At 64.6% G+C, this 22,958-nt stretch carries 23 protein-coding genes; 5 read left to right on the top strand and 18 right to left on the bottom strand.

Annotation, left to right across the window (positions count from 1 at the left end):
* The first annotated feature begins 45 nt into the window (after window positions 1-45).
* A complete protein-coding gene (locus BWR19_14250) occupies window positions 46-798 on the top strand; it encodes a short-chain dehydrogenase (GenBank protein ID APX94000.1) in 753 nt (250 codons plus the stop codon).
* A gap of 4 nt (window positions 799-802) precedes the next feature.
* Here the strand turns inward: BWR19_14250 and BWR19_14255 are convergent, their stop codons facing one another.
* From BWR19_14255 to BWR19_14275, 5 genes are all read right to left on the bottom strand, one after another.
* Window positions 803-1,699 carry a LysR family transcriptional regulator gene (locus tag BWR19_14255; protein APX94001.1) on the bottom strand — a complete coding sequence of 299 codons (897 nt, stop codon included), beginning with the start codon at window positions 1,697-1,699 and terminating at the stop codon, window positions 803-805.
* 351 nt (window positions 1,700-2,050) lie between these two features.
* Window positions 2,051-3,367 (bottom strand): group II intron reverse transcriptase/maturase, encoded by a 1,317-nt coding sequence (locus BWR19_14260; protein APX95040.1) that lies wholly within the window; start codon window positions 3,365-3,367, stop codon window positions 2,051-2,053.
* A 615-nt stretch (window positions 3,368-3,982) separates the two neighbouring features.
* Entirely contained in the window at window positions 3,983-4,645 is a 663-nt protein-coding gene (locus BWR19_14265) for a keto-deoxy-phosphogluconate aldolase (GenBank protein APX94002.1), read from the bottom strand.
* A gap of 21 nt (window positions 4,646-4,666) precedes the next feature.
* A complete protein-coding gene (locus BWR19_14270) occupies window positions 4,667-5,332 on the bottom strand; it encodes a 6-phosphogluconolactonase (protein APX94003.1) in 666 nt (221 codons plus the stop codon).
* 1 nt (window position 5,333) lies between these two features.
* Window positions 5,334-6,827: a glucose-6-phosphate dehydrogenase gene (locus BWR19_14275; GenBank protein APX94004.1), complete on the bottom strand. Its 1,494-nt coding sequence runs from the start codon at window positions 6,825-6,827 to the stop codon at window positions 5,334-5,336.
* A 246-nt stretch (window positions 6,828-7,073) separates the two neighbouring features.
* Between BWR19_14275 and BWR19_14280 the strand changes: the two genes are divergently transcribed.
* From BWR19_14280 to BWR19_14290, 3 genes are all read left to right on the top strand, one after another.
* Window positions 7,074-7,931 (top strand): transcriptional regulator HexR, encoded by an 858-nt coding sequence (locus BWR19_14280; protein ID APX94005.1) that lies wholly within the window; start codon window positions 7,074-7,076, stop codon window positions 7,929-7,931.
* A 160-nt stretch (window positions 7,932-8,091) separates the two neighbouring features.
* Entirely contained in the window at window positions 8,092-8,838 is a 747-nt protein-coding gene (locus BWR19_14285; protein APX94006.1) for a hypothetical protein, read from the top strand.
* 86 nt (window positions 8,839-8,924) lie between these two features.
* Window positions 8,925-9,557, top strand: a complete 633-nt coding sequence (locus BWR19_14290; GenBank protein APX94007.1) for a hypothetical protein — start codon at window positions 8,925-8,927, stop codon at window positions 9,555-9,557.
* Window positions 9,558-9,560: 3 nt separating this feature from the next.
* On the opposite strand, the gene BWR19_14295 is transcribed toward BWR19_14290, so the two are convergent.
* Entirely contained in the window at window positions 9,561-9,926 is a 366-nt protein-coding gene (locus tag BWR19_14295) for a hypothetical protein (protein APX94008.1), read from the bottom strand.
* Between the two features lie 68 nt (window positions 9,927-9,994).
* Window positions 9,995-10,342 (bottom strand): molecular chaperone DnaK, encoded by a 348-nt coding sequence (locus BWR19_14300; GenBank protein APX94009.1) that lies wholly within the window; start codon window positions 10,340-10,342, stop codon window positions 9,995-9,997.
* 118 nt (window positions 10,343-10,460) lie between these two features.
* Between BWR19_14300 and BWR19_14305 the strand changes: the two genes are divergently transcribed.
* Window positions 10,461-11,657: an MFS transporter gene (locus BWR19_14305; protein APX94010.1), complete on the top strand. Its 1,197-nt coding sequence runs from the start codon at window positions 10,461-10,463 to the stop codon at window positions 11,655-11,657.
* A gap of 54 nt (window positions 11,658-11,711) precedes the next feature.
* On the opposite strand, the gene BWR19_14310 is transcribed toward BWR19_14305, so the two are convergent.
* The 11 genes from BWR19_14310 to BWR19_14360 form a co-directional block, all read right to left on the bottom strand.
* A complete protein-coding gene (locus tag BWR19_14310) occupies window positions 11,712-12,566 on the bottom strand; it encodes a universal stress protein UspA (protein APX94011.1) in 855 nt (284 codons plus the stop codon).
* 110 nt (window positions 12,567-12,676) lie between these two features.
* Window positions 12,677-12,856: a hypothetical protein gene (locus BWR19_14315; protein ID APX94012.1), complete on the bottom strand. Its 180-nt coding sequence runs from the start codon at window positions 12,854-12,856 to the stop codon at window positions 12,677-12,679.
* A 28-nt stretch (window positions 12,857-12,884) separates the two neighbouring features.
* The gene (locus BWR19_14320) at window positions 12,885-13,916 is read right to left on the bottom strand and encodes a hypothetical protein (protein APX94013.1); all 1,032 of its coding nucleotides are present in this window, start codon (window positions 13,914-13,916) and stop codon (window positions 12,885-12,887) included.
* A gap of 48 nt (window positions 13,917-13,964) precedes the next feature.
* Window positions 13,965-15,932: a hypothetical protein gene (locus tag BWR19_14325; protein APX95041.1), complete on the bottom strand. Its 1,968-nt coding sequence runs from the start codon at window positions 15,930-15,932 to the stop codon at window positions 13,965-13,967.
* A gap of 202 nt (window positions 15,933-16,134) precedes the next feature.
* Window positions 16,135-16,875, bottom strand: coding sequence for a hypothetical protein (locus tag BWR19_14330; GenBank protein APX94014.1), 741 nt, complete (start codon window positions 16,873-16,875; stop codon window positions 16,135-16,137).
* Window positions 16,876-16,951: 76 nt separating this feature from the next.
* The gene (locus BWR19_14335) at window positions 16,952-17,335 is read right to left on the bottom strand and encodes a hypothetical protein (GenBank protein APX94015.1); all 384 of its coding nucleotides are present in this window, start codon (window positions 17,333-17,335) and stop codon (window positions 16,952-16,954) included.
* Between the two features lie 18 nt (window positions 17,336-17,353).
* Window positions 17,354-18,307, bottom strand: coding sequence for a hypothetical protein (locus BWR19_14340; GenBank protein ID APX94016.1), 954 nt, complete (start codon window positions 18,305-18,307; stop codon window positions 17,354-17,356).
* 43 nt (window positions 18,308-18,350) lie between these two features.
* Complete coding sequence (locus tag BWR19_14345; GenBank protein APX94017.1) at window positions 18,351-19,289, bottom strand: hypothetical protein; 939 nt, start codon at window positions 19,287-19,289, stop codon at window positions 18,351-18,353.
* Between the two features lie 76 nt (window positions 19,290-19,365).
* Window positions 19,366-20,865, bottom strand: a complete 1,500-nt coding sequence (locus BWR19_14350; protein ID APX94018.1) for a hypothetical protein — start codon at window positions 20,863-20,865, stop codon at window positions 19,366-19,368.
* Between the two features lie 119 nt (window positions 20,866-20,984).
* Window positions 20,985-21,917, bottom strand: coding sequence for a hypothetical protein (locus BWR19_14355; protein APX94019.1), 933 nt, complete (start codon window positions 21,915-21,917; stop codon window positions 20,985-20,987).
* Between the two features lie 24 nt (window positions 21,918-21,941).
* Window positions 21,942-22,958, bottom strand: a complete 1,017-nt coding sequence (locus BWR19_14360; GenBank protein ID APX94020.1) for a peptide ABC transporter ATP-binding protein — start codon at window positions 22,956-22,958, stop codon at window positions 21,942-21,944.

The raw sequence follows: 22,958 nt of genomic DNA on the forward strand, positions 1-22,958 counted from the left end.
CCCGCCCGAGAGTCCATTGAGCGGCGCAACGTCAGGAGGTTAGCCATGTTTCCCACGCTCCCGGAGCGCATCAACGTACTGCTCACCGGTGCCTCAGGCGGCATCGGCCAGGCGCTCTGCCACGCCCTGCTCGATGAGCCGCAGGTGGCGCGAGTGATCGCCGTCAGCCGACGCCCACTGGCTCTCGATGAGCACGACCCACGCGGCATCGCCGAGCCGCTGCAGGCCGACCTGACCGCTGCCGAGGGCCGCGCGGCGCTGGCCGACCACCTCGACGGTGCGCCGCTGCACCTCATCGTCAACACCCTGGGCATGCTTCACGACGACGCCGCAGGCATCGCCCCGGAGAAGCGCCTCGAGGATCTCGATCCCGGCGCGCTGGCGCGGCTCTTCGAGGTCAATGCCGCGACCCCGGCGCTGCTACTGCAGGCGCTGCTGCCGTCGCTCAAGGGCACGCATCCGGCCTATTTCGCCAGCCTCTCGGCGCGGGTCGGCTCGATTGCCGACAACCGCCTCGGCGGCTGGTACGCCTACCGTGCCAGCAAGGCCGCCCACAATATGCTGCTCAGTACCGCCGCGGTGGAGTTCAAGCGCCTCAACCGCCGGCTGTGCGTGCTCTGCCTGCACCCCGGCACCACCGATACCGCGCTCTCAGCGCCGTTTCAGGCACGGGTGCCCGACGGCAAGCTGTTCACCCCTGACTTCGTGGCCGAGCGGCTGCTGGCAGTGATCGCCGAGCGCAGCGCCGACGACAGCGGCGGCTTCTGGGATTGGGCAGGAGACCCCATCCCCTGGTAAGGGGTTACAGCGCCAGGTGTTCGCGAAACCAGTCGGTAATGAAGTCGAGATAGGCGCGGGTCTTGTCGGGCAGGTACTTACGCGAGCGGAACAGCACCAGCATGCTGCCATGCTCGTTCCAGTAGGGCTGCAGCAGCGGCACCAGCAGCCCCTCGGCCACCGCCTGGCGGGCGGCGAAGGTCGGCAGGTAGGCCAGTCCGAAACCGGCCTTGGCCGCCTCCACCACCCCCAGCAGGTTATTGATCACCAGCCGCGAGCCCGGCTCGATATCCAGCGGCTGGCCGTTGAGTGAAAAGCGCCAGTGGGCGCCGAGGTCGTAGTTGCCGTAGAACACGCTGTCGTGCTCGCGGATGTCCTGGGGGTGCTGGGGGCGGTTGACCCTGGCCAGGTACTCGGGCGATGCATAGAGCCCGTAGACCACCTTGCACAGCGGCCGCGACACTAGGCTCGAGGGCGGCAGCGGCCCCATGCGGATCGCCAGGTCGACGGCATCGTCGATGGGTTCGAAGCGCTGGTCCTCGAGCAGGATCTCCACGGCCACGTCGGGATAGCGGCGCATGAAGGCGGTGGTCGGCGCCGCCAGGTACATGAAGCCGAAGCTGACCTGGGCGCTGACCTTGAGCTGGCCCCGCGGCCGCGCGGTGACCGACTGCACCTGGGCCTCGGCGGAGGCCAGCTCCTCGCGGATGCGCAGCCCGTGCTCGTAGTAGATCTGTCCCGACTCGGTGAGCCGCAGCGAGCGGGTCGAGCGGTTGAGCAGACTCACCCCCAGTTCATCCTCCAAGGCCGCCACGCGCTTGGACGCCAGCGACTTGGAGATACCCAGGCGCCGTGCCGCGGCGGTGAAGCTGCCGCTGCGCACGACCTCGACGAAGACTTTCAAGGCATCCAGGGTTGCCATGTCCTGCCCCGCGTTAGTGAATGATCGACCAGGCCAGATGTTTCCATTTTGGAAACACTAGTTTTCGATTGTACCCACTTATTCCGCAAACGCCGACTGCCTATACTGCCCGGGTCTCGCAGCGAACGGCTGTGCCGGGCGCCACCGAGACCAACGCCATCAGGCAGGGGCAATGGTGCCCACGCCTGGATGACGCCTTCAGTGCAACTCGCTTGTGCGCGGCCGGCTATCTCTCGATGACCGGCGCGCTTTCTTTTGCCCGCCATCTGCCCCCTGATAATCGGGTAGGGGCCGGGGTCACCCCCGGCGCCCTCCCACACCACCGGGCATACGGTTCCGTACCACGGCGGTTCACGAAGAACGGCTAAGCCCTCTTACCGTATCAAGTACCGAGATCAGGCCCAGTTGGTTGAACCACTTCCGTGGCAGGGCCTGATTCATGTGCGAGGCCCCGGCGTTCCACCACGGGCCTCGACCGTTCCCCGCCGATTTCCAGGCGCGCTGGTCGTCCAGCCCCAGCGCCAGGAGCTTCCGGCGTCGAGTCTGCGGCCGCTTCCACTGCCGCCAGATCACGCAGCGCAGTCGGCGGCGTATCCAACCATCCAGCGCTTCCAACGGGCGTTTAACATCGACGAGACTGAAGTAGCTGGCCCAGCCTCGCAGGACTGGCACCAGCTCTTCGACGACGCGTCGGATATTGCGCCCCTTGCCACGCTTGAGTACCTCACGGACACGCTGCATCAGGCGCTGCAGGCTGGCCTTGGCCAGCGTCAGCTTCGGCAGTTTGTGTCGGGTCAGCGTGTAGCCCAGGTACCCGCGGTGCCACGGGCGGTCCACCGCACTCTTGGCGTGATTGACCGTGAGCCTGAGTGAGCTCTCGAGAAAATCACTCAGGCTAGCCATAACGCGCTCACCCGCTCGACGACTCCTGACGTATACCTGCAGGTCGTCGGCGTAGCGGCAGAAGCGGTGACCGCGGCGTTCCAGCTCCTTGTCCACGTCATCCAGCAGGATATTGGCCAGCAGCGGACTCAGCGGTCCGCCCTGCGGCGTTCCCTGTTGGCGTGGCGCGGGCAGGCCGTCCTGAAACATCCCGGCTTCCAGATAGCGACGAATCAGGCGCCGTACCCGCTTGTCGCGGATGCGGCGCGCGACCCGGGCCATCAGCAGGTCGTGGTTCACCCGGTCAAAGAAGGCTTTCAGGTCAAGATCGACCACCCAGCGGTGGCCGGCAGTGACATGGGCCTTCATCGCCGAGACGGCCTGCTGGGCACTGCGCCCTGGCCTGTAGCCGTAGCTCGATGCCGAGAATGTCGGATCGAAGATCGGCGTCAGTACCTGAAGCAGCGCCTGCTGGATCAGCCGGTCGGTCACCGTGGGGATGCCGAGCTGCCGTGTCCCGCCCTTGGGCTTGGGAATCTTGACGGCCCGGACCGGGCTGGGATGATACTCACCGGCCAGCAGCCGCTCGCGCAGCGTCGGCCAGTACTGTTTCAGGTGATCGGCCAGCTGATCCACCGTCATGCCGTCGGCACCCGGTGCGCCTTGGTTGGCGACCACCTTCCGGTAAGCCCGCGCCATGTTGGCCTTCGCTACCACGGCCTCCATGAGCGGGGCGGGCTCCGCTTTCGTCCACGATGACGACGCCGGGACCGTCTCGACGCCCACCGGCCGGGACTCAGAGTTCCGCCCCTGCCCCTCTGGGTGGGTGACGGTATCAGCGTCAGTGTCTGTCTTCATGATCGATCCTCGAGACGTCATCGCCTACTCGCGGTTCTTCATGTTCGGCCCTTGGTGCCGGGGTGAATCGGCACTTACTATGACCTCTGCTGACGTCTGGTGACCCATCCCGCCGCCTCTCGACGCCGGTAGCACCGTGGCAGACCACCAGACCTCCCAGGGTAAGACGCGCGACCTTCCTCCCACCTACCCGCCGCATTTACTACCGCACCTTCTGGATAGCTATCGGGTTTCGAGGATCTTAGCCCTCTCGCCCAGATGCGGGAGCCTCATATACGGTTCCTGTTCGTCGGGCCAGGAGTTTGCCTTCAGCTTCCTTCAGATTCCGCCTCGCGACGGACACCCTTGCTGTTCAGCTAACGGTTCCCGCTATCAGGGTCCGTAGGGGACTCTCACCCCCGAGTCATCCCGAGGCACCACCCTCGGAAACAGCGCCCGTCAGGCGCTGCGCGCCATGCCTGGCGCACCAAAAAAAGGCCCGCTCACGGGGAACGGGCCGAACAACAGCACGGGCTGTCGAGAGAGATCGAATTCGCTAACGCCTCAGTGGTGGAAGCGCTCCGCGGCCTGGCGCGCCAGCTCGCGGATGGCACTCCAGTCCTCGGCCTCCACCAGCGCCTTGGGGGTCAGCCAGGAGCCGCCCACACACATCACATTGGGCAGCGCCAGGTACTCGTCGGCGTTGTCGACGCTGATGCCGCCGGTGGGGCAGAAGCGCGCCTCGGGAATCGGCGCACCGAAGGCCTTGATCGCCTTGGCCCCGCCGCTGGACTCGGCGGGGAAGAACTTGAAGCGCCGGTAGCCGTACTGCCAGCCGGTCATCAGTTCGGAGATGGTCGACACGCCGGGCAGCATCGGCACCGGGCTCTCGACGCCGTAGCGGTAGAGCGCCTCGGTGGCCCCTGGGGTAACCACGAAGTCGGCGCCGACCTCCTCGGCCAGGCGATACTGGGCCGGGGTGAGCACCGTACCGACGCCAATGCTGGCCCCCGGCAAGGCCTCGCGCATGCGCTTGATCGCTTCCAGGGCACAGTCGGTGCGCAGCGTCACTTCGAGGACGGTCAAGCCGCCCTCGACCAGGGCGCGGCCCATCGGCACCGCGTCCTCGAGGCGCTCGATGGTGATCACCGGGATCACCTCGGCCTTGAGGCAGATGCTGTCGAGTTCGGTGGTGCGCGTGGATGGCAGCTGCTTGTCGATGGTCATGTTCGGAGTCTCCAGAGGGGATCAGGGCGCCCAGTAGATGGCCAGCGGGCAGGCCAGGAAGGCGCGGATCGGCAGTGCGCGAACGTCGTCGCCGCCCAGCGCCGCGGCCAGCACGCTGCGCTTGTCGTCGCCGTTGATGTGCAACATGTGGCGGCGCGCCTGGTGCAGGCGACCGGCACTCATAGTGATGCGCGGCTGCGGCTGGCTCGGAGTGCGTACCGCGACCAGCGGCTCATCGCTGGACAGCGCCAGGTCGAGCTCACGGCTATCGGGAAACAGCGAGGCGGTATGGCCGTCGCCGCCCATGCCGAGGATCACCACGCTGGCCGGCCAGGCCAGCGGCTCGATCCGCCGGGCCACCTCGGCCACGCCCTGCTCGGGGGTCTCGGCGGCACTGGTCAAGGGCACGAAGCGGGCCGCCGCTGCCGGCCCCTGAAGCAGATGCTCGCGCACCAGGCGGGCGTTGCTGTCGGCACTCTCGGCATCGACCCAGCGCTCGTCGGCGAGGGTCACCTCGACCCGCGACCACGGCAGGTCATAGGCAGCCAGCGCAGCGAAGAAGGGTACCGGCGTCGAGCCGCCGGACACCACCAGCAGAGCGCGCTCCTGACGGTCAAGATCCACACGCAGCGCTTCGGCGACGGCCTCGGCGAGCTGTTCGGCGAGTTGTTGGCGAGCCTGACTCATGTCAATAGTCCTCATACCAGCTGCGGCCGTCCTGGGTGATCATGGCGATCGACGCGACCGGCCCCCAGGAGCCGGCAGGATAGCGCCGCGGCGGCATATCGCGCGCCTCCCAGCCCGCGATCAGCTGATCGCACCAGCGCCAGGCGTGTTCGACCTCGTCGCGACGCACGAACAGGTACTGCTGGCCCTTCATGACCTCGAGCAGCAGGCGCTCATAGGCATCGGGAATCCGCGACTTGGGGAAGGCGTTGTTGAAATCCAGGTGCAGCGGCCCGGGGCGCAGGCGCATGCCCTTGTCCAAGCCGCTGTCCTTGGTCAGCACCTGCAGCGCAATGCCCTCCTCCGGCTGCAGGCGGATGATCAGCTTGTTAGCCGCCAGGCTGCGCTGGTCCGGGTCGAAGATATAGTGCGGCTGCTGGCGAAAGTGAATGACGATCTGCGACAGCTTCTCGGGCATGCGCTTGCCGGTGCGCAGGTAGAACGGCACCCCCGCCCAGCGCCAGTTGGCGACCTCGGTCTTCATGGCGACGAAGGTTTCGGTGTGGCTGTCGGTATTGGCACCCTCCTCCTCGAGGTAGCCGGGCACCGCGGCGCCCTCGCTGGTGCCGGCGGTATACTGGCCGCGCACCACGTCGCGACCCAGCGCCTCGCCGACGAACGGCTTGAGCGCCTTGAGCACCTTGACCTTCTCGTCGCGGATGGCATCGGCGTCGAGGTTCGAGGGCGGGTCCATGGCGATCAGGCACAGCAGCTGCAGCAAATGATTCTGCACCATGTCGCGCAGCTGGCCGGCCTGGTCGAAATAGCCCCAGCGGCCCTCGATGCCGACCTGCTCGGCGACGGTGATCTCGACGTGGGAGATGTGGTTCTGGTTCCACTGGGTACCGAACAGCGGATTGGCGAAGCGCAGCGCGATCAGATTCTGCACCGTCTCCTTGCCCAGATAGTGGTCGATGCGGTAGATCCGCGACTCGGGGAACACCTCGCCGATGACGTCGTTGATCTGCTGCGATGAGGCAAGGTCGTAGCCGATCGGCTTCTCCACCACTACCCGGACGCTGTCGTCGAGGCTGCCGCTGGCCTGCAGGTTACGGCAGATATCACCGTAGATGCTGGCCGGCACCGAGAGATAGACCACCATCGGCCGCGGCGACCCTTCGCGCCAGGCGCGGATCGCCTCGTATCCCTCGACGCTGGCGAAATCCAGCTTGAGGTAGTCGAGACGCGCCATGAAACGCTTGAGGCTGGCCTTGTCCTGCTCGCTGCTCTTTACCCGCCGCTGCAGGGCATCGGCGACCTGCTGGCGAAACGCCTCGCCGTCGATATCCTGACGTGCCAGACCGAGCAGACGGGTACCCTCGGGCAGCAGCCCCTCGCGGTCGAGGTGATAGAGCGCCGGAAACAGCTTGCGCAGCGCCAGGTCGCCCAACGCGCCGAACAGCGCCAGATCGATCTCGGTGTCGGCCACGTTCGGCATCGCGCTGTGCTGACTCATGCCTTGCCCCCTGAAATTTGGTTAACTTACCGATAAAATACGTGTTCGCTGACAGATAAAGCAACATTTATCTGTAATTTTACTACCAAAGATGCAGTAGCGTCGAGCCATGTATGGTCATCCTGGCATCCTCCCGCTAGGATAGCCGTGAAAATGTAGTTAAATCACTACATCATCGGTCGCCATGCATCAAGGCCGTCGCCGTACCACAGCGATGATTGCCCGCTACCAAGAGTCTAGCCGCCCATGTCCAGCCATGACCTGATCGAACGTATCCGCAAGCGCCTGGACGAGCTCAACCGCTCCGAACGCAAGGTTGCCGACGTGATTCTCGCCGACCCCGCCTCGGCCACCGGCATGAGCATCGCCACCCTGGCACAGGCCGCCTCGGTCAGCGAACCTACGGTCAATCGGTTCTGTCGCAACTTCGAGGCCAAGGGTTACCCCGACTTCAAGATCAAGCTGGCACAGAGCCTGGCCGGCGGCACCCCCTACGTCAGCCGCAGCGTCGAGCGCGACGACGATGCCGCCGGCTACGGCGACAAGATCTTCGGTGCCACCATCGCCGCCCTCGACGAGGCGCGCCGAGCGCTCGACGCCAGGCGTGTCGAACGCGCCGTCGACTACCTGATCCAGGCCAAGCAGATCCACTTCTTCGGCTTGGGCGCCTCTGGGCCGGTGGCCCAGGACGCCCAGCACAAGTTCTTCCGCTTCAACCTGCCGGTGATGGCCTATGAAGACGTGCTGATGCAGCGCATGGTCGCCGCCGCCAGCCATACCGGTGACGTGGTGGTTATCATCTCCTACACCGGACGCACCCGGGAACTGGTGGAAATTGCCCGTCTGGCGAGGGAGAACGGCGCGGTAGTACTGGGCATCACCGCCCCCGACTCGCCGCTGGCCGGCGAGTGCACCGAAACCCTTGGGGTCACCGCGCCGGAGGACACCGACGTCTATATGCCGATGACCTCGCGGATGATCCACCTGGCACTGATCGACGTGCTGGCCACCGGCGTCACCCTGCGCCGCGGCGAGGATTTCCTGATTCACCTCAAGAAGATCAAGGATAGCCTGCAGGCGACGCGCTTTCCCGTAGGCCGCTAGCCTTAACCGCAACCAGCGCGCCGCCAGAGGTTTTCGCCGGGAACCGATTGGCGCATCATGGGGTCTGCTCACGCACTCGGTTTCCCCGGACGGAGTCCACATGCTCCCTGTGTCATCGCTTCCCGTTCGTCGGTCGCTGGCTTGCCTGGCAGGCAGTGCCTTGCTCTGCGCCAGCGCCCAGGCCCTTGAGCGCGAGGATCTGCAGCGCCAGCTGGCCACCCCGGCCCAGCTGCAGGGCAACTTCGAACAGCGCCACTGGCGGGAAGAACAGCAGTCGCGCCTGCACAGCGACGGACAATTTCTCTATCAGCGTGAACGCCTGCTGGTATGGCGCTTCGCCTCCCCGCGCGAAGCTACCCTGGCGTTTCCGAAACGCCTGCCCGGCCCTCGTGACGACATCGAGGAGGATGGCCTGCCGGACCGCGAACTGCTCGACGAGCTGCTCCCGGACAGGGTCGAATTCGGACGCCACCTGGTCGACCTGCTGGGCGGCAACTGGGCGCCGCTCGAAGAGGACTACGCCATCGCCCTGGCCGGTGAGGCAGACGCCTGGCAGGCCCGCTTCAGCCCCCGCGCCCCGGCATTGGAGCAGCAGCTCGGCGAACTGCTGCTGAGCGGCGATGACAGCGGCTGGCAGCGCCTGGAGATACACGACGCCAACGGCGACGAGCTGCAGATCGAGTTCTCCGCCATCAGCGCGATGGTCGACGCGTCGCTGAGCGCCTTCCTAGGTCAGTGGCTGGAGGTCGAGGCTGCGCCGCGGGAAGAACAGGATCCGGACGACGATGACGGTGACGCGGTCATGGCCGAGGAGGTCGACCCCGAGGAGATCGACGCAGAGGTCGAGGAAATGGCCGACCAGAATGACGCAACGGACACCGACGCGGCTGACGACGCCGACGATTGATCCCCGACTCAAGTTTCCCCCCTGCCGGCCGATAGCCCTGTCAGGACACTCGGCGATACGCGCCGAGTGTCGACAGGAGCACATGGATGAACCGCAACGCTTCGCCGAGCGCCGCTACGCTGGTGCTAATCGTGGTAGCAGCGCTCGCCCTTGGCGGCCTGGGGCTGTCGCTGAGTGACCTGCGCCTACCGCTAGGCGCCGAGGATCTCGTGGCACTGGCAGTTTACGGCCTGGCAGTGACAGGACTGCTGTGCCTGCTGATGCTGGTGGCGAGCCTGGTCAGTGGCCTGCGTGTCCAGCAGGCGGCGCTCATTCAGAGCCTCGAGACACAGAGCCGCCAGCTGCGCGCCGCCGAAGCCGCCCAACTGATGGAGCGCTTCGTGCATCAGGCCGAAGCGCTGCTCGACAAGGAGAGCCTCGACCCCAACAAGCGCAGCGTACTGCGCTGCCTTGCGGTGGACGCCATGCGCGGCAACACCGGCCGCGGCGATCCCAATATCGCGCGACTCGGGCGCCTGTTCGAATGGCTGGCCGGCGAGGCCGAGCAGGCCAGCGGCGATAGCGCCCGCCTGGGCCTGATCGATCCGGTGCTGCGCCAGTATGCCGAGATCGCCGAACAGCTATGTCAGGTAGGTGAATGCGATGCCGAGCGTATGGCGGTGTTTTTACGCCACCAGCCGCGACAGCCGGCCGCGGCGAGTGACGAAGCCGCCGACTAGCACTTAGGCGCTGCCGGGCACCAAGGCGGTGACGGTAATCTCGACCTTGAGCTCATCGGCCGGCAGCGCCGCGCATACGCAGGTGCGCGCCGGTGCATGCCCCTCGGGCACCCAGGCATCCCAGACCGCATTCATCGCCGCCACATCGTGGCCATCCTTGAGGTAGATCGTCGCCGACAGCAGGTGCTCGCGATCGGAGCCGATCTCGGTGAGGAGCGCATCGACCCGCGCCAGCATGCTCTCGGTCTGGGCGGTGATATCGCCGTGCCGCGCCTCGGGCCCGGCCACCTGGCCACACAGCCAGGCCACGCCGTTGTGGATTACCGCGCGGCTCATGCGCGCCTTGGTGTCATGACGGGTGATAGACATTGCCCTGCTCCTGATTAGACTGCATAAGTGGCATGATGAACTGAAATTTTATCTGAATGCGACGGTTTTCACTGCGCTTTCGCGCAGTCGATGCATTTCAACACCAGCGGATCCCATTCGAGACGTTTGGCGGCGATCCACTCGCCGCAGCCGATACACTCGCCGAAGTCGCCGCGCTCGATGCGTATCAGTGCCGCCTCGATACGCTTCAGGGCCAGCTGGCGGCGCTCCTCCTCGGCCTTGGCCATGGCCTGGCCCTGCATCGCGTCCATCCGCGACAGCCGCCCCACCGAGGTCTGGTCGAGCACCACGGTGTCGCGTGCTTCGCTGCTCGACGCGCTATCGGCGAGCAGTTCCTGGCGCAGCGCCGCCAGCCGCGCCTCTACCGTCGGCATGTCGAGTTCGGGGTGGTTCATCTCGGGCTCCTCGCTAACCTGGCTACGCCGCACTTGTTATGCTGCACGCCTGCCGGCGTCGCGCCGACCATGCCATCATCTTGCCATCCGCGGCACGTCGACGCACAGGGAGGCGCAAATGGGGTATCGCACCCTGCTACGTCAGCACTACGGCCTGCTGGGCATCGCCTTCCTGGCGATGTTCACCTCGAGCCTCGGCCAGAGCTTCTTCATCGGCCTGTTTCAGGCACCGATCAGCCAGCAGCTGGGCCTCAGCGCCGGCCAGTTCGGCAGCGCCTACGCCCTGGTGACGCTGGCCGCCGGCTTCGCCATGCTGCGCTTCGGTCCCGCCATTGACTGGATCCCACCGCGACGCTTCGCCGCGCTGGTGCTGGGCGCGCTGCTCGTCGGCATCCTGCTGCTGACGCTCTCGCCGTGGTGGCTAGCCGGCCTGCTGGGGCTCGGTCTGGTGCGCTTCTGCGGCCAGGGCATGATGACGCATCTGGGCAACACCCTGGCCGGGCGCGAATTCAGCCATCAGCGCGGCCGCGCCCTGGGCCTGGTCGGCCTGGGGATGATGCTCGGCGAAACCCTGCTGCCACCGCTGATGGCGGCGCTGTTGATCTGGCTCGGCTGGCGTGAACTATGGTGGCTGTTCTGCCTGGTGCTCGCCTCGCTGTGGCTGCCGCTGCTGCTGCGCGCACGCTGGCCCGACGCACCGCGCCAGCGTCCGCGGCGCGGCCAGCCGCAGCAAGGCCCGCGACCGTTTCGCGACCACCGCTTCTGGCGCCTGCTACCGCTACTGATGATCCTGCCGGTGACCATGACCGGGATGTTCATCTACCAGGCCAGCATGACCGCCGACCTGGGCAGCAGCCTGGCCGTCTATGCGCTGGCACTAACCGGGATGGGCATTGCCAAGCTGCCCGGCGCGCTGCTCGGCGGGCGCCTGGTGGACCGTATCGGGCCGCTGCTGCTGGCGCGCTGCTACCTGTTGCCCTTTGCCCTGGCCCTGCTGCTGGCGCTGGTGGTGGGTGGCCACGTTGGCGTGTGGGCGCTGATGGTCGGCGGCGGACTGTCGATGGGTGCCCAGGAGCCGGTCGCCACCAGCCTGCTGGTCAAGCTGTGGGGCGTGGAGCACCTCGGGCGGGTGCGTGCCACCCTGAGTGCCTGCATGGTCTTCGCCACCGGCCTGGCGCCGGCAGTGCTGGGCATCGCTCTCGACCTGGGCAGCAGCTTCGGCCACATCCTGGCCGGCATGCTGGCGCTGCTGGTGGCCGGCTGGGGCCTGGCCCAGGGGCCGCTGACCCGCCTGCCGTCAACGCCGCGCGATTGACCGGCGTCCAGAGGGCAGCATGCCGCCAATGACGTATTGAAACGTCCGGGGGGCTCAGCGCAGCAGCAATACCGGCACGCTGGCGCGGCGCAGCATCGCCGTGGTGGTGCTGCCCACCAGCAGGTGACGAATCCGCGAATGGCCGTAGGCACCCATCACCAGCAGGTCGATGCCCTGCTCTTCCTTGTAGTTGCGCAGGGTCTCCTCCACCTCGCCGGCGCGAATCGCCCCCTGCGCCTCGAGCCCCGCGGCGCGCAGGGTCTCGAGCGCCCACTCGAGCTGCGAGCGGTTGTCGCCGGTCTCGGCGCCGACGATCACCACGTGCACCGGAATGCCCTCGAACAGCGGGCTCTTGGCGATCATCTCGACGCCCTTGCGGGTGGTCTTGCTGCCGTCGAAGGCGATCAGCACCTGGCTGGGTGTCTGGAACTGGTCCGGCACCATCAGGATCGGCCGGTGCAGGCTGCGCACCACCCGCTCGAGGTTCGAGCCCAGGTGGTCGACGGCCTGGTGAGCGGTCTCGCCGCGCTTGCCGATCACCAGCAGGCGGATCTCGTTCTCCAGCTCGCTGAGCGTCTCGACCAGGGTGCCGTTGCGCTGGCGGGTGGCCGGCTCGTCGACACCGGCTCCGACCGCCCGGGTCTTGGCCGCAGACAGCATCACCCGGCCCTGCTCCTGGGCCAGCTTGGCGCGCTGCTCATCGAGGTTGGCCAGCTCCTCCAGCAGGTGCTCCCGCGAGCCCAGGCCGATGTTGCCGGACAGGTCCGCCTCGGCGACCTGCGGGTGGTTGTCCACCACGTGCAGGAAGGTCAGCGGCGCCGCCAGCGCCTGGCTGGCCCAGGCTGCGTAGTCGCATACGCCTTCAGAAAAGTGCGAGCCGTCGATGGCGGCCATTACCTGATCTGTCATCGTGTCGTGTCCCGAACTGGCGTGGGTTGGCGCTCGGCGTCGAGCATCATGTTGCTGCCATATCCACTCGTTCTACACCATCGACTTGTGGAATCCCAGCGCATGGATCGTTACGAAACAGGCGCCACCCCTGGCGACGTCAACGCCGCCAGTGAAAAGAGCAGGCCCGAGATCGCAAACAGCGCACTGAAGCCCCAGTGGAACCACTGGCGGCCGGCGCGGTTGCGCTTGACCGCCTGGGTCACGGCGATATAGCTGAACAGCGCCGACAGTACGGTGAGCCACAGCATAGGAACACCTCCAGAAGCGCCTTGGCTGTTAGAGTCCGAACAGGTCGGCCTTGGGCGGCATGCCCACCTCCTCGACCAGTGCGTACACCTGGTCGAGCAGGTCGCGCTCGGGATAGTTGCCGTCGCAGGCCGCCAGCATCGCCTCGACCTGACGCTCGTTGTTGGCGCTGACCACCAGCGAGGTCACCGCTGGGTGCGCCAGGGCGAACTTGAGCGCGAAGTCGGTCCAACCGCCGTCCGGCTCGCCGATGTGCGCACGGATCTTGTCGAGCAGGGCGTAGCGCGAATCCCAGCCGGCGCGGTGCTTGAGGTCGTCTGCCGGCAGGCCCTCGCGCTGGACTCGCTTGTCGGTCAACATGCCCTGCAGCAGCGGGCGAATGGCCAAAAATCCCCGGCCCTCCTGCGCCAGGCGATCGAGAATCGGCAGTGCCTCGGGCTCGATGACATTGAAGAAGTGCGCCACGCCAGCATAGGCGTCGGTGTCCAGCGCCGCCCGGGCGTAGCCCATGGTATGCGGGAAGGTGATGAAGTGGCCCACCTTGCCTTCGCGCTTGAGCGCATCGAAGGTCTCGACGAGCGGTTCGAGTATCGCCGGCAGCGCGCCGATGCGTCGCGCGTCGCCCTCAGCCGCGTAGGCCTCGACCTTGGGCACGTGGGGGCCGCGCTGAAGGTGCTGGACCACGGCGATGCGGTCGGTATGCAGGTCGCGCAGCGCCTCCTCGACGCTGTCCCGCAGCACCCGGGGATCGACCTGCCCCTCCTCGTAGTCGGGCGTGGTCATCTTGATCACATGGTGGATGTCGTGGCGCTTGGTGTGCCGAGCGAGTATCTCGCTGAGCATCCAACGCGTGCCATAATCGCCGCTGGAGTGGATACAGTTGACGCCTGCATCGAGGGCTGCCTCGAGGGCCCGGCGCCCCTCGCGGTTCTGCTGCTCCGCCTCGGCCTGGCTGCGCTCGCCGGGAAGCGTCACGTGGTCCGCTGTACTGGTGAAGCGCATCGCGCCGAAGCAGAGCTCTGAGAGTTCCAGGTCGGTGTTGCCGAATCGTCTATAACGCATGGGATTACCTCGATGTTGTCGTTATCGGGAGGCCTGGCACTTGATATCTCAAGGCCGCTGTTTCAGGTATTTATAAACGGTGCTGCGCGAGACCCCGACCTCGCGTGCCACCTTGGAGACGTTGTACATGTGCCGCTGGCAGGCTTGCAGGATCTGCTCGGCGAGCAGTCGCTGGCGAGTGTCAGCGGCACCGCTTGGCGGCGTTGACGAAGCGTACTTCTCCTGGCGGCCTGGCGGCGCTGTCTGACGCTGGCGCGCCGGATCGGGAATCCCCACCAGCGTTTCCATCTCGAAGGTTGCCAGGACATGCTTGCGGGTGATCTTGCTCTCGTCGTTCAACACCACGAGACGCGTGAGAAAGTTACGCAGTTCACGGATATTGCCGGGCCAGTCATGACGGTGGAGTTCATCGAGGCCGCAGCGCGAAAGCGTGACCTCGGGGTCGATCTTGCCCAGGATATGCCTGGCCAGCTCGGCAAAGTCCGCACGCTCACGAATATTGGGCAACTGGATGGAAATCGTGCTCAGGCGGTAGAACAGGTCGGAGCGAAAGTCACCCGCCTGAACCGACTCTTGCAGGTTGGCATTGGTGGCCGCTACCACCTGGATGTCGACATCGATATCCGTGGTTCCACCCACCGGGCGATAGCGTCGATTGTCCAGCACGCGGAGCAACTTGACCTGAGTCGCCAGCGGCAGTTCGCCCAGCTCATCCAAAAAGATGGTACCGCCATTCGCCTGATGGAAAAGCCCGTTGGCGCCGCCCTTTCGCGATCCGGTAAAGGCGCCATCGACATACCCAAACAGTTCGGATTCGACGAGGTTCTCCGGGATCGCCCCACAGTTCACCGGTACGAATTGCCCCTCGCGGCCGCTGGCCTGATGGATATACTTTGCGAACACCTCCTTGCCGGTGCCGGTCTCGCCGGTAATCAGAATCGGCAAGGTGCGCTTGACCGCATTTTTCAAGTACTTCAGCTGCTCGAGCAGCTGTGGGTCGTTGGCCACGAAACGCGCGTTCGGGCAAGGTTCCGGCTCGGGTTCGGTGCTGTCGGCACCCCTGGAATCACAATCGCTGGAGGCGTCGCCACGCGACTGAAGGGTGTGCGTGGTCTGCAGCACGTTGGTATTCTCCACCGCCAGGAAGTAGTGGCTCCCCACATGGTCGGCGACCATGGTCTCGCCGGTGGCCAACACCTTGTCGATCACCTCGCCAAAGGGGGTGGTGAAGAGGTCATTGAAGTGGCTGTCACGGGAGACCCCCATTCCGTCGAGGATGAACAGTGCCTGACGGTTGGCGGCCAGCAAGTGCCCGTCAGGGGTCAGCGCAACCAGCCCGGCACTGACGGTGTAGCGATACTCACGCCGGCTATGAAACGATAGGATGAGATGCTGCTGATAACGCTCGCGGAAGTAGCCCATCTCGATGTTCTTGGCCGAGAAATTGACCAGCGCCAGGGTGTGCGGTGGCCGCGGGCAGGAGTCGGACGAGGCATCGAGAATCGCGATGATATTGCCGTCGGGATCAAATACCGGAGCCGCAGCACAGGTCAGCGTCTTGTAACGATCGAGATAGTGCTCGCCGGCATGCACCAGCACCGGCTGCTTGACCAGCGCACAGGTGCCGAGGGCATTAGTGCCTTGGAGAGACTCCTGCCACAGCGAGCCGAGGCGAATATTGCGCTGCCGCGCAACGCGCTTGAAATCGCTGTCGGCCCGCGCATCCATGATCAAGCCGGTCTCGTTGGCCAGCGCCACCGCAAAGCGCGTCCCGGCGATCTGGCCATAGAGAAGATCGAGTTCGGCCCTGGCGATACGACGTATCACGTTGAGTCGCTCGCGCTCTGCGCACAGCACGTCCTTGGCCACATAGTTGAGTTCCGGTTCATCCTGCGGCGAGAGGCCCACCGCCTGGCAGCGTCGCCACGACGCCTCGATCAACGCCTCCTGCGGTAACTCATTGTATGTCGTACTGGCTGACGTGATGCCGATGGCACTCTGGTTGTCGCGTGCCAACGACGCGTGTCGATGGTGGTTATCGCTGGATAGCATGGCGCACTCCTCCCGATACGCCGGCAGCACAGTGTGCCACTGGCGATGATTGTTATTGTTATTAAATAACATTCTTGAAGGATCCAACTTCATTCAAAGTTAACCATGTTCGCGGCAGAAGAGTCCAACCAAGGATGTAAGTGATTGACGACACCTAAACCGAGATTCAAGTTGTCTCACCGGGCAGCGGTGCGGCGTCGCCATCGGTGCCTACCGAAAAGACGTCATACTCGCGAATACCTGGCTCGCGCTGGCCGGTGATGCCGACCCAGCCGTTGGCGCCGACACGCTCCGGTTCGATATCCGCCACCTCGTAGTGCCACCAGTCCGGCTCGGCCTCACCGTCCCGCCACCCCTTGGCCTTGACCTGCAAGGCACCGCCCTCGGCCTCGACCCGAACGCGCAGCCAGCACCAGGCATCGGGCTGCCAGGGGAAGAAGCTCTCGCCCCAGATTCTGGCCACGCCGTGGGGGCGTTGCGGGCCGCGTTCGGCCTCGCCCTCAGGGTTGTAAGCAACCAGAAACAGGGTCTGGCGCTGCTCGAGCTTGGGCGCTTCATACTCCACCAGGCCGTGGTTAGCGCCCTTGAAGCACTCGCAGGTGATGCCCTGCTCGGTGCCGCGCTCGCCCTCGCCGTCACCGCGCACGATGACACCGAAACGCGAATCGCCGCTGGTGCTGCGCATGCGGGTCAGCACCTCATAGCTCACGGCTCCCCGAGGCACTCGCTCCCAGGCCCAGGCGCGCCGGTTGTTGGTATCAATGCGGTGCCGCAGCAGTTTGCCGCCGATGGCATCCGCTGCGTCCTGGACCTCGAGGCGATGCCCGCCGGGAATCCAGGCATCCCGCCAATCGGCCGGCGGCTCGCCGCTGGGATAGTCGGAAAAGTCGGTCAGATATTGCGCCACTGTGTTCTCCTTGCACGCACCGAGAATTGTCGATAGCGCCCTTGCGGTCAGGAAGGGCGCTATCAAAGGCCTGCCCTCAGGCCGTTTCCGGCATCTCGCGCAGCTCGAGCTTGTAGCCCGTGGGGTCTACGGCAAAGGCGATGCGCATGCCGTTCTGCATGGTCTTGGGCGGCAGCGAGAACTCAACGCCACGTGACTTCCACTCCTCATAGGTATCGTCGACGCTGACCACGTCGAAGGCCATGTGGCCGTAACCATCGCCCAGGTCGTAGGAGCGCCCGTCGTGGTTGTAGGTCAGCTCGATCTCATGACCGCTCTTGGGCTCGCGCAGAAAGGCGATGGTGGCATCGTTGCCGGGCAACTCCTCCCTAGCGACGAGCTCGAGGCCTATCTTCTGGGTGTAGAAGTCGATGGACTCGTCCAGGTCTTCGACACGTATCATGGTATGTACCAGTCGCATTGCTTGCTCCTCACTCGGCTATTTGATGTTCTCGTTGGCCCACTTCTTGTGAACCGCCAGTGCCATCAGGCGGCGGTCACGCCACTGCTGACGCGCCTTGTGCTGATCCATGGGCACGCGTTCGCGAAAACTCTTGTCGATGTAGTCCAGTAGCGGCCCAGCCCAGGGCACCAGGTCGCGCTGTTCCATTGCGATATTGCGGTTCATGGCCTCGTACTTCTCGGCATATTCCTTGAAGCCGTTGGGCGCGTTGAGATCACCGACCTCCAGCGGCCCGATGAACGACCAGCGCTGGCTGATGCCCTCGGACATCGCCTTGTCCACGTCCGCAGGCGACACCACACCCATGGCCACCAGGCGGAAGGCTTCCTGTAGGATCGGCGACTGGAAGCGGTTCATGATGAAGCCGGTGATCTCCTTGTGCAGGGTGATGGGGGACATGCCCATCGCTTCGAGCCGCTCGCGGGTCTTCTGGGTGACCTCGGGATCGGTCCAGGGCGCTGGCACCAGTTCGAGAATCGTCACCACATAGGGAGGATTGGTGGGATGGACGATCATGCAGCGGTGTCGGCCCTCGAGTCCCTCGGTGAACTTGGAGGTCACGATCGACGACGATGAGCTGGCCAGCACCGCATCCTTAGGGGCGATCTTGTCCAGCTTGGTAAACAGCTCGCGCTTTAGCTCGAGCACTTCCGGGGCATTTTCCTGAACATGGATGGCCCCCTCGACGGCTCCCTCCATGCTTTTGACAGGGATCATCCGGCTCATCACGTCATCGGTGGTGCGGTCGTTGAGCAGACCGTTCTGCTCGAGATCGGCCACCGTCTCGCGCATCAGGGGGATCGCCGCCTCTGCCGCACCATCCTTGGGGTCATAGAGGGTGACCTCGTAGCCCCCGCGTGAGAAACAGATGGCAAAGGCACGTCCGATAATGCCGCTTCCGATCATTGCTACGCGTTCCGCCATGATCATTCTCCTTGGTCTATCGTGTGGTTGTTCGACGCGTCGGATCCGTTCAGCGATTCACGACCCTCGGATCCAGCAGGGTATAAAGCATGTCAGCCAGCAGGTTGAGGGTGATATAGAGCGCGGCCACCGTGGTCAGCCCCGCCGCCACCACCGGGATATCGAGCATGCGGATGGAGTCCATCAGCAGGCGCCCGAAGCCGGGCCAGGCGAAAACGGTTTCGATGACCATCGAGCCGGCCAGTATCCAGCCGAACTGCAGGGCGTACAGCGTGACGTAGGGGATCAAGGCGTTGCGCAGGGCATGCACGTAGATCACCTTGGTTTCGCTGAGCCCCTTGGCGCGTGCCGTGCGCACATAATCCTCGTTGATGACCTCGAGCACCGTGGAGCGCATCATCCGCGTCAGATAGGCCATCGGCATCAGCGACAGCACCACCATCGGCATCAGGATATAGCGCGCCTGTGTCCAGATCGGCGAGCCGGGGTCCGCACGGCCGGAGGAGGGCAGGATGCCCAGCGCCGACGAGAACAGCAGGATGGCCATGATCCCAACCCAGAAGTTGGGCGCGGCCTGACCGATCAGGGCCACGAAACGCGCCACGTAATCGATCATCGAGTTGCGGTGAACGGCGCTGATCACCCCCACCGGAATCGAGACCAGGGCGGCCAGCAGCATGGCGGGAAGCGCCAGCTCGGCGGAGCGGCCGAGGCGCTCGATAATGATTGGCACCACATCGGTGCGTTGACGATAGGAGACACCAAAGTCCAGCTGTACGGCACTGCGCATGAACTCGAAGTACTGCACGATCATCGGGCGATCGAAGCCCATCGAACGGCGATAGCGCTCGAGTACTTCAGAGGACGCATCGGGCCCCACGTACATCATCGCGGGGTCCCCGATGACGAACATCATCAGAAAGGCCAGGGTCAGGGCGGCCAGGATAACGATCAGGCCCTGGACCACGCGGTTGGCTAGGTAGAACATCGACGGCGCTCCCGGAAAGCTATCTTGTTATGGTGGCCAAGGCGCAGCCGGCCAGTGCCGGCCGCGCCAAGGTAGGTCACTCCCTCACGTAGATGGAGGCCCAGTCTTCCACGAGCATCGAAGGATGCGGGTAGTAGCCGCCGATACGCTCGTTGACGCCCATCGGGATCGGCATCAGATAGGTGTAGAGCCACGGCGGATCCTCGTGGAGGATCTCCTGCATCGCATAGTTGAGCTCCTGGCGACGCTCCTCATCGATGGTCGAGGACAGCTCGCGATACATCTCCTCCCACTCTTCGTAACGATCGCTGTAGGTCGCCCAGTGGGTCGAGTTGGTCTGGCGCCCGTCGTGGACCGCCCACATATCGGTTTCCGGTGTGTTCTCGGCCGCCGACCAGGCGAAGGCATGCACGCTCAGGGTCCGCGCCGCCCAGCGCTCACGCACCACGCTCCAGTCGAGCTGGCGCACCTCACCCACATCCACGCCAATCGCACCCCAGTAGGCAGCGGCGATTTCGGCATAGTCGAAGGACTCTGGTGTCATCACATCGATGGTGTCGATACGGAAGCCATCGGGATAGCCGGCTTCAGCCATCAGTTCCATGGCCCGCTCGAGGTCGAAGGGATAGGGATCGAGGTCGGGATGGTCATTGGGGGGGTTGACCACGTTGACCATCTGCAGATCCTGGTTGCCGAAGGCCAGGGCATCTACCATCTCTTCACGGTCGATGGCGTAGTTGAGGGCCTGGCGAACCCGCGGATCGCGCAGCTCCTCGTACATGTCCATGTTGAAGCCCAGCATGCCGCGCACCAGGCTTGGCCCGATGACCGTGGTCACGCCATCGGCCTCCTCGGCACTATCCACCAGGTCGGGGCGCAGCCGGATGATATCGACATTGCCATCGATCAGTTCCGAGAGTGCCGTGGACTCTTCAGGGATATTGCGGAAGACCAGTTGCTCGACGTTGCTGTTGTCGTGCCAGCCCCAGTAGTCGTCATGGCGATCGAGGATCACCCGATCGTCGGCGCGATACTCGTTGAGCTTGTAGGGGCCGGTGCCCATGGGCTGGAAGCGCTTGTCATCGATCTCATCGATGGCCTGGTAGTGGCCCGGTTCCATGATGAAGGCGCCGTTGCGCGATAGCTGGCTCGGCAGGATCGGCGCCGGCTCGGTGGTGTGGATGATGACCTCGTAGTCGTTGACGATCTCCACGTGATCGATGGGCACGTCGAGGAACTTGTCACCGCTGGGAAAATCGTCCCGGAAGGGGCGCTCGATGCTGTACTTGACGGCCTCGGCGTTGAACGGCTCGCCGTTGTGGAAGGTCACGCCCTCGCGCAGCTTGAAGCGCCAGGCGTTGTCGCCTTCCGGTTCCCACTCGGTGGCCAGCGCCGGGCGCAGACCACTCATCTCACCCTCTTCGGCACGGGCATCGAAGTCCCACACCAGCGGCTCGAATAGAGCATTCGAGACCATCTGCTCGGAGTAGTTGACGTTCATCACCGGATCGCCGATGACATCGATGGTCTCATACAGCACGTAGGTAACCGTATGGGCTTGCACGGCACTCGCCATCGCCGTCAAGGCAAGCGACGGTAGTAGTGCACGACGTATCATCTTGGATGGCATTTTCATTGTTGTCTCCCGATTGCTGTTAGCGTGCTTTTCTGCGTTTGAAACGTCTTGCAACCTCCTCATTCAGCCTTTACGTCGAAGTGATCCCTCACCCAATCCCCGAGGAGATTGAAGGCAAGGACGGTGAAGGTAATCGCCAGGCCGGGGAACAGCGCGAACCACCAGTTGCGCAGCATGACGTCACGCGCATCGGCAATCATGTTGCCCCAGGTAGGAATTGCGGGAGGAATCCCCAGGCCAAAGAAACTCAGGGAGGCCTCGTAGTAGATGGCGATGGCGAGGGTAAAGCTGGCCACCACCAGCATCGAAGCCAGCGCATTGGGCAGCACATGCTTGAAGATCAGGCGCACGTTGCCGGCGCCCAGCGCTCGCGCGGCCTGTACGTACTCGGTCTCGCGCACCTTGATCACCTCGGAGCGCACGATGCGCGCGTAGTAGGCCCACTGAGTCAGGGCGATCACGAAGATCAACTCGACCACCCCGGAGCCGATCAACGCCATCACGATCAGGCCGATCAGCAGGCTGGGAAAGGCCAGCTGCAGGTCCGCCAGGCGCATGATGATGCCGTCGAGCCAGCGGCCGAAGAAGCCGCTGATCAGGCCCATGAAAATCCCCACCAATCCACTGACGATGACCGCTGCCACCGCCACGATCAGGGTCATCTGGGAGGCGTGTATCAGACGGCTGAGAATGTCACGTCCCAGTGAATCGGTGCCCAGGAAGTAGATGGGATTCGAGTTGGAGTCGGTCCACACCGGCCACAGCATGCGGTTGCTGATATCCACCGCCCGCGGATCATGCGGCGCGATCCACTGCGCTGTCAGCGCCACGATCACCAGCATCAGCAGAAGCAGTGCCGATGCGAGTGCCGCCTTGGAGCGATACAGCGAGCGCAGCGCGCGTTTCCACTCGCTTTTCCTGGGGGCCACTATCTGGGCATCGTGCTTGCCGTTGCCAACGGGAGGCTGAGATGTTGCTGTCGTTGTTGTCATTGTGCTGACTCCTGGTCCGCTGTTTCAGCGATGAATGCAGGCCTTGAAGTGACCGGGACTCTTCTCCTCCAGGGGCGGCACGACCTCGGCGCACTCCTTGGTGGCGATCGGGCAGCGCGTGCGAAACACGCACCCTGAGGGCGGGTTGATCGGACTCGGTATATCGCCCTTGAGGATGATGCGGGTCTTGTCGTCACGACGACGGGGGTCGGGGACCGGCATCGCCGACAGCAGCGACTGGGTATAGGGGTGGGTCGGGTCGGCGTACAGCTTGTCTGCGGGCGCCATCTCCATCACCTTGCCCAGGTAGAGCACGATCACCTTGTCGCAGGCGTGCTCGACGACACCCAGATCGTGGGAGATCATCAGCATGGAGAACTCGTACTCCTCCTTGAGATCCTGCAGCAGGTTGAGCACCTGGGCTTGCACCGAGACGTCCAACGCCGACACCGGTTCATCGGCGACCAGCAGCTGCGGGCTCACCGCCAGGGCCCGGGCGATGCCGATACGCTGACGCTGGCCCCCTGAGAACTCATGGGGGTGACGGTTGACGTGGGCAGGCCCCAGCCCCACGGTTTCCAGCAGCCTGGCGATGCGCTCGTTGCGCTCTGCCATGCCGTACATGCGATGCACGTCGAGGCCTTCGCGGATGATCGGCCCCACCTTCATGCGCGGGTTCAGGCTGCCGTAGGGATCCTGGAAAATGATCTGGATCGCCTTGCGCATCGCCATCAGCTCCTTGCCTTCCGCCGTGGCGACATCGGTCTCACCGAATTGGATGCTGCCCGAGGTCGGGTCGATCAGGCGCATGATCATCCGCCCGATGGTGGTCTTGCCCGAGCCGGATTCGCCGACTAGCCCCACCACCTCGCCCTTCTTTACCGTGAAGGAGACATCGTCCACGGCCTTTACATGGCGCCGATTCTTGATGAAAAACGTCTTGCCAACCGGGAAGTATTTCTTGAGATTCACGACGCGGAGCAATTCGTCGTCGGGGAGCGCCTGCTGGTCGGCATCCTGCTTGAGTGCTGCTTCGCTCAT

Source organism: Halomonas sp. 1513, assembly GCA_001971685.1.
Taxonomy (GTDB): domain Bacteria; phylum Pseudomonadota; class Gammaproteobacteria; order Pseudomonadales; family Halomonadaceae; genus Franzmannia.

Excerpts from the sequence above, each read along its gene's own strand:
- BWR19_14250 (APX94000.1), top strand. The coding sequence starts at position 46 with ATGTTTCCCACGCTCCCGGAGCGCATCAACGTACTGCTCACCGGTGCC.
- BWR19_14255 (APX94001.1), bottom strand. The coding sequence starts at position 1,699 with ATGGCAACCCTGGATGCCTTGAAAGTCTTCGTCGAGGTCGTGCGCAGC.
- BWR19_14265 (APX94002.1), bottom strand. The coding sequence starts at position 4,645 with ATGACCATCGACAAGCAGCTGCCATCCACGCGCACCACCGAACTCGAC.
- BWR19_14270 (APX94003.1), bottom strand. The coding sequence starts at position 5,332 with ATGAGTCAGGCTCGCCAACAACTCGCCGAACAGCTCGCCGAGGCCGTC.
- BWR19_14275 (APX94004.1), bottom strand. The coding sequence starts at position 6,827 with ATGAGTCAGCACAGCGCGATGCCGAACGTGGCCGACACCGAGATCGAT.
- BWR19_14280 (APX94005.1), top strand. The coding sequence starts at position 7,074 with ATGTCCAGCCATGACCTGATCGAACGTATCCGCAAGCGCCTGGACGAG.
- BWR19_14290 (APX94007.1), top strand. The coding sequence starts at position 8,925 with ATGAACCGCAACGCTTCGCCGAGCGCCGCTACGCTGGTGCTAATCGTG.
- BWR19_14295 (APX94008.1), bottom strand. The coding sequence starts at position 9,926 with ATGTCTATCACCCGTCATGACACCAAGGCGCGCATGAGCCGCGCGGTA.
- BWR19_14300 (APX94009.1), bottom strand. The coding sequence starts at position 10,342 with ATGAACCACCCCGAACTCGACATGCCGACGGTAGAGGCGCGGCTGGCG.
- BWR19_14305 (APX94010.1), top strand. The coding sequence starts at position 10,461 with ATGGGGTATCGCACCCTGCTACGTCAGCACTACGGCCTGCTGGGCATC.
- BWR19_14310 (APX94011.1), bottom strand. The coding sequence starts at position 12,566 with ATGACAGATCAGGTAATGGCCGCCATCGACGGCTCGCACTTTTCTGAA.
- BWR19_14315 (APX94012.1), bottom strand. The coding sequence starts at position 12,856 with ATGCTGTGGCTCACCGTACTGTCGGCGCTGTTCAGCTATATCGCCGTG.
- BWR19_14320 (APX94013.1), bottom strand. The coding sequence starts at position 13,916 with ATGCGTTATAGACGATTCGGCAACACCGACCTGGAACTCTCAGAGCTC.
- BWR19_14335 (APX94015.1), bottom strand. The coding sequence starts at position 17,335 with ATGCGACTGGTACATACCATGATACGTGTCGAAGACCTGGACGAGTCC.
- BWR19_14340 (APX94016.1), bottom strand. The coding sequence starts at position 18,307 with ATGATCATGGCGGAACGCGTAGCAATGATCGGAAGCGGCATTATCGGA.
- BWR19_14345 (APX94017.1), bottom strand. The coding sequence starts at position 19,289 with ATGTTCTACCTAGCCAACCGCGTGGTCCAGGGCCTGATCGTTATCCTG.
- BWR19_14350 (APX94018.1), bottom strand. The coding sequence starts at position 20,865 with ATGGCGAGTGCCGTGCAAGCCCATACGGTTACCTACGTGCTGTATGAG.
- BWR19_14355 (APX94019.1), bottom strand. The coding sequence starts at position 21,917 with ATGACAACAACGACAGCAACATCTCAGCCTCCCGTTGGCAACGGCAAG.
- BWR19_14360 (APX94020.1), bottom strand. The coding sequence starts at position 22,958 with ATGAGCGAAGCAGCACTCAAGCAGGATGCCGACCAGCAGGCGCTCCCC.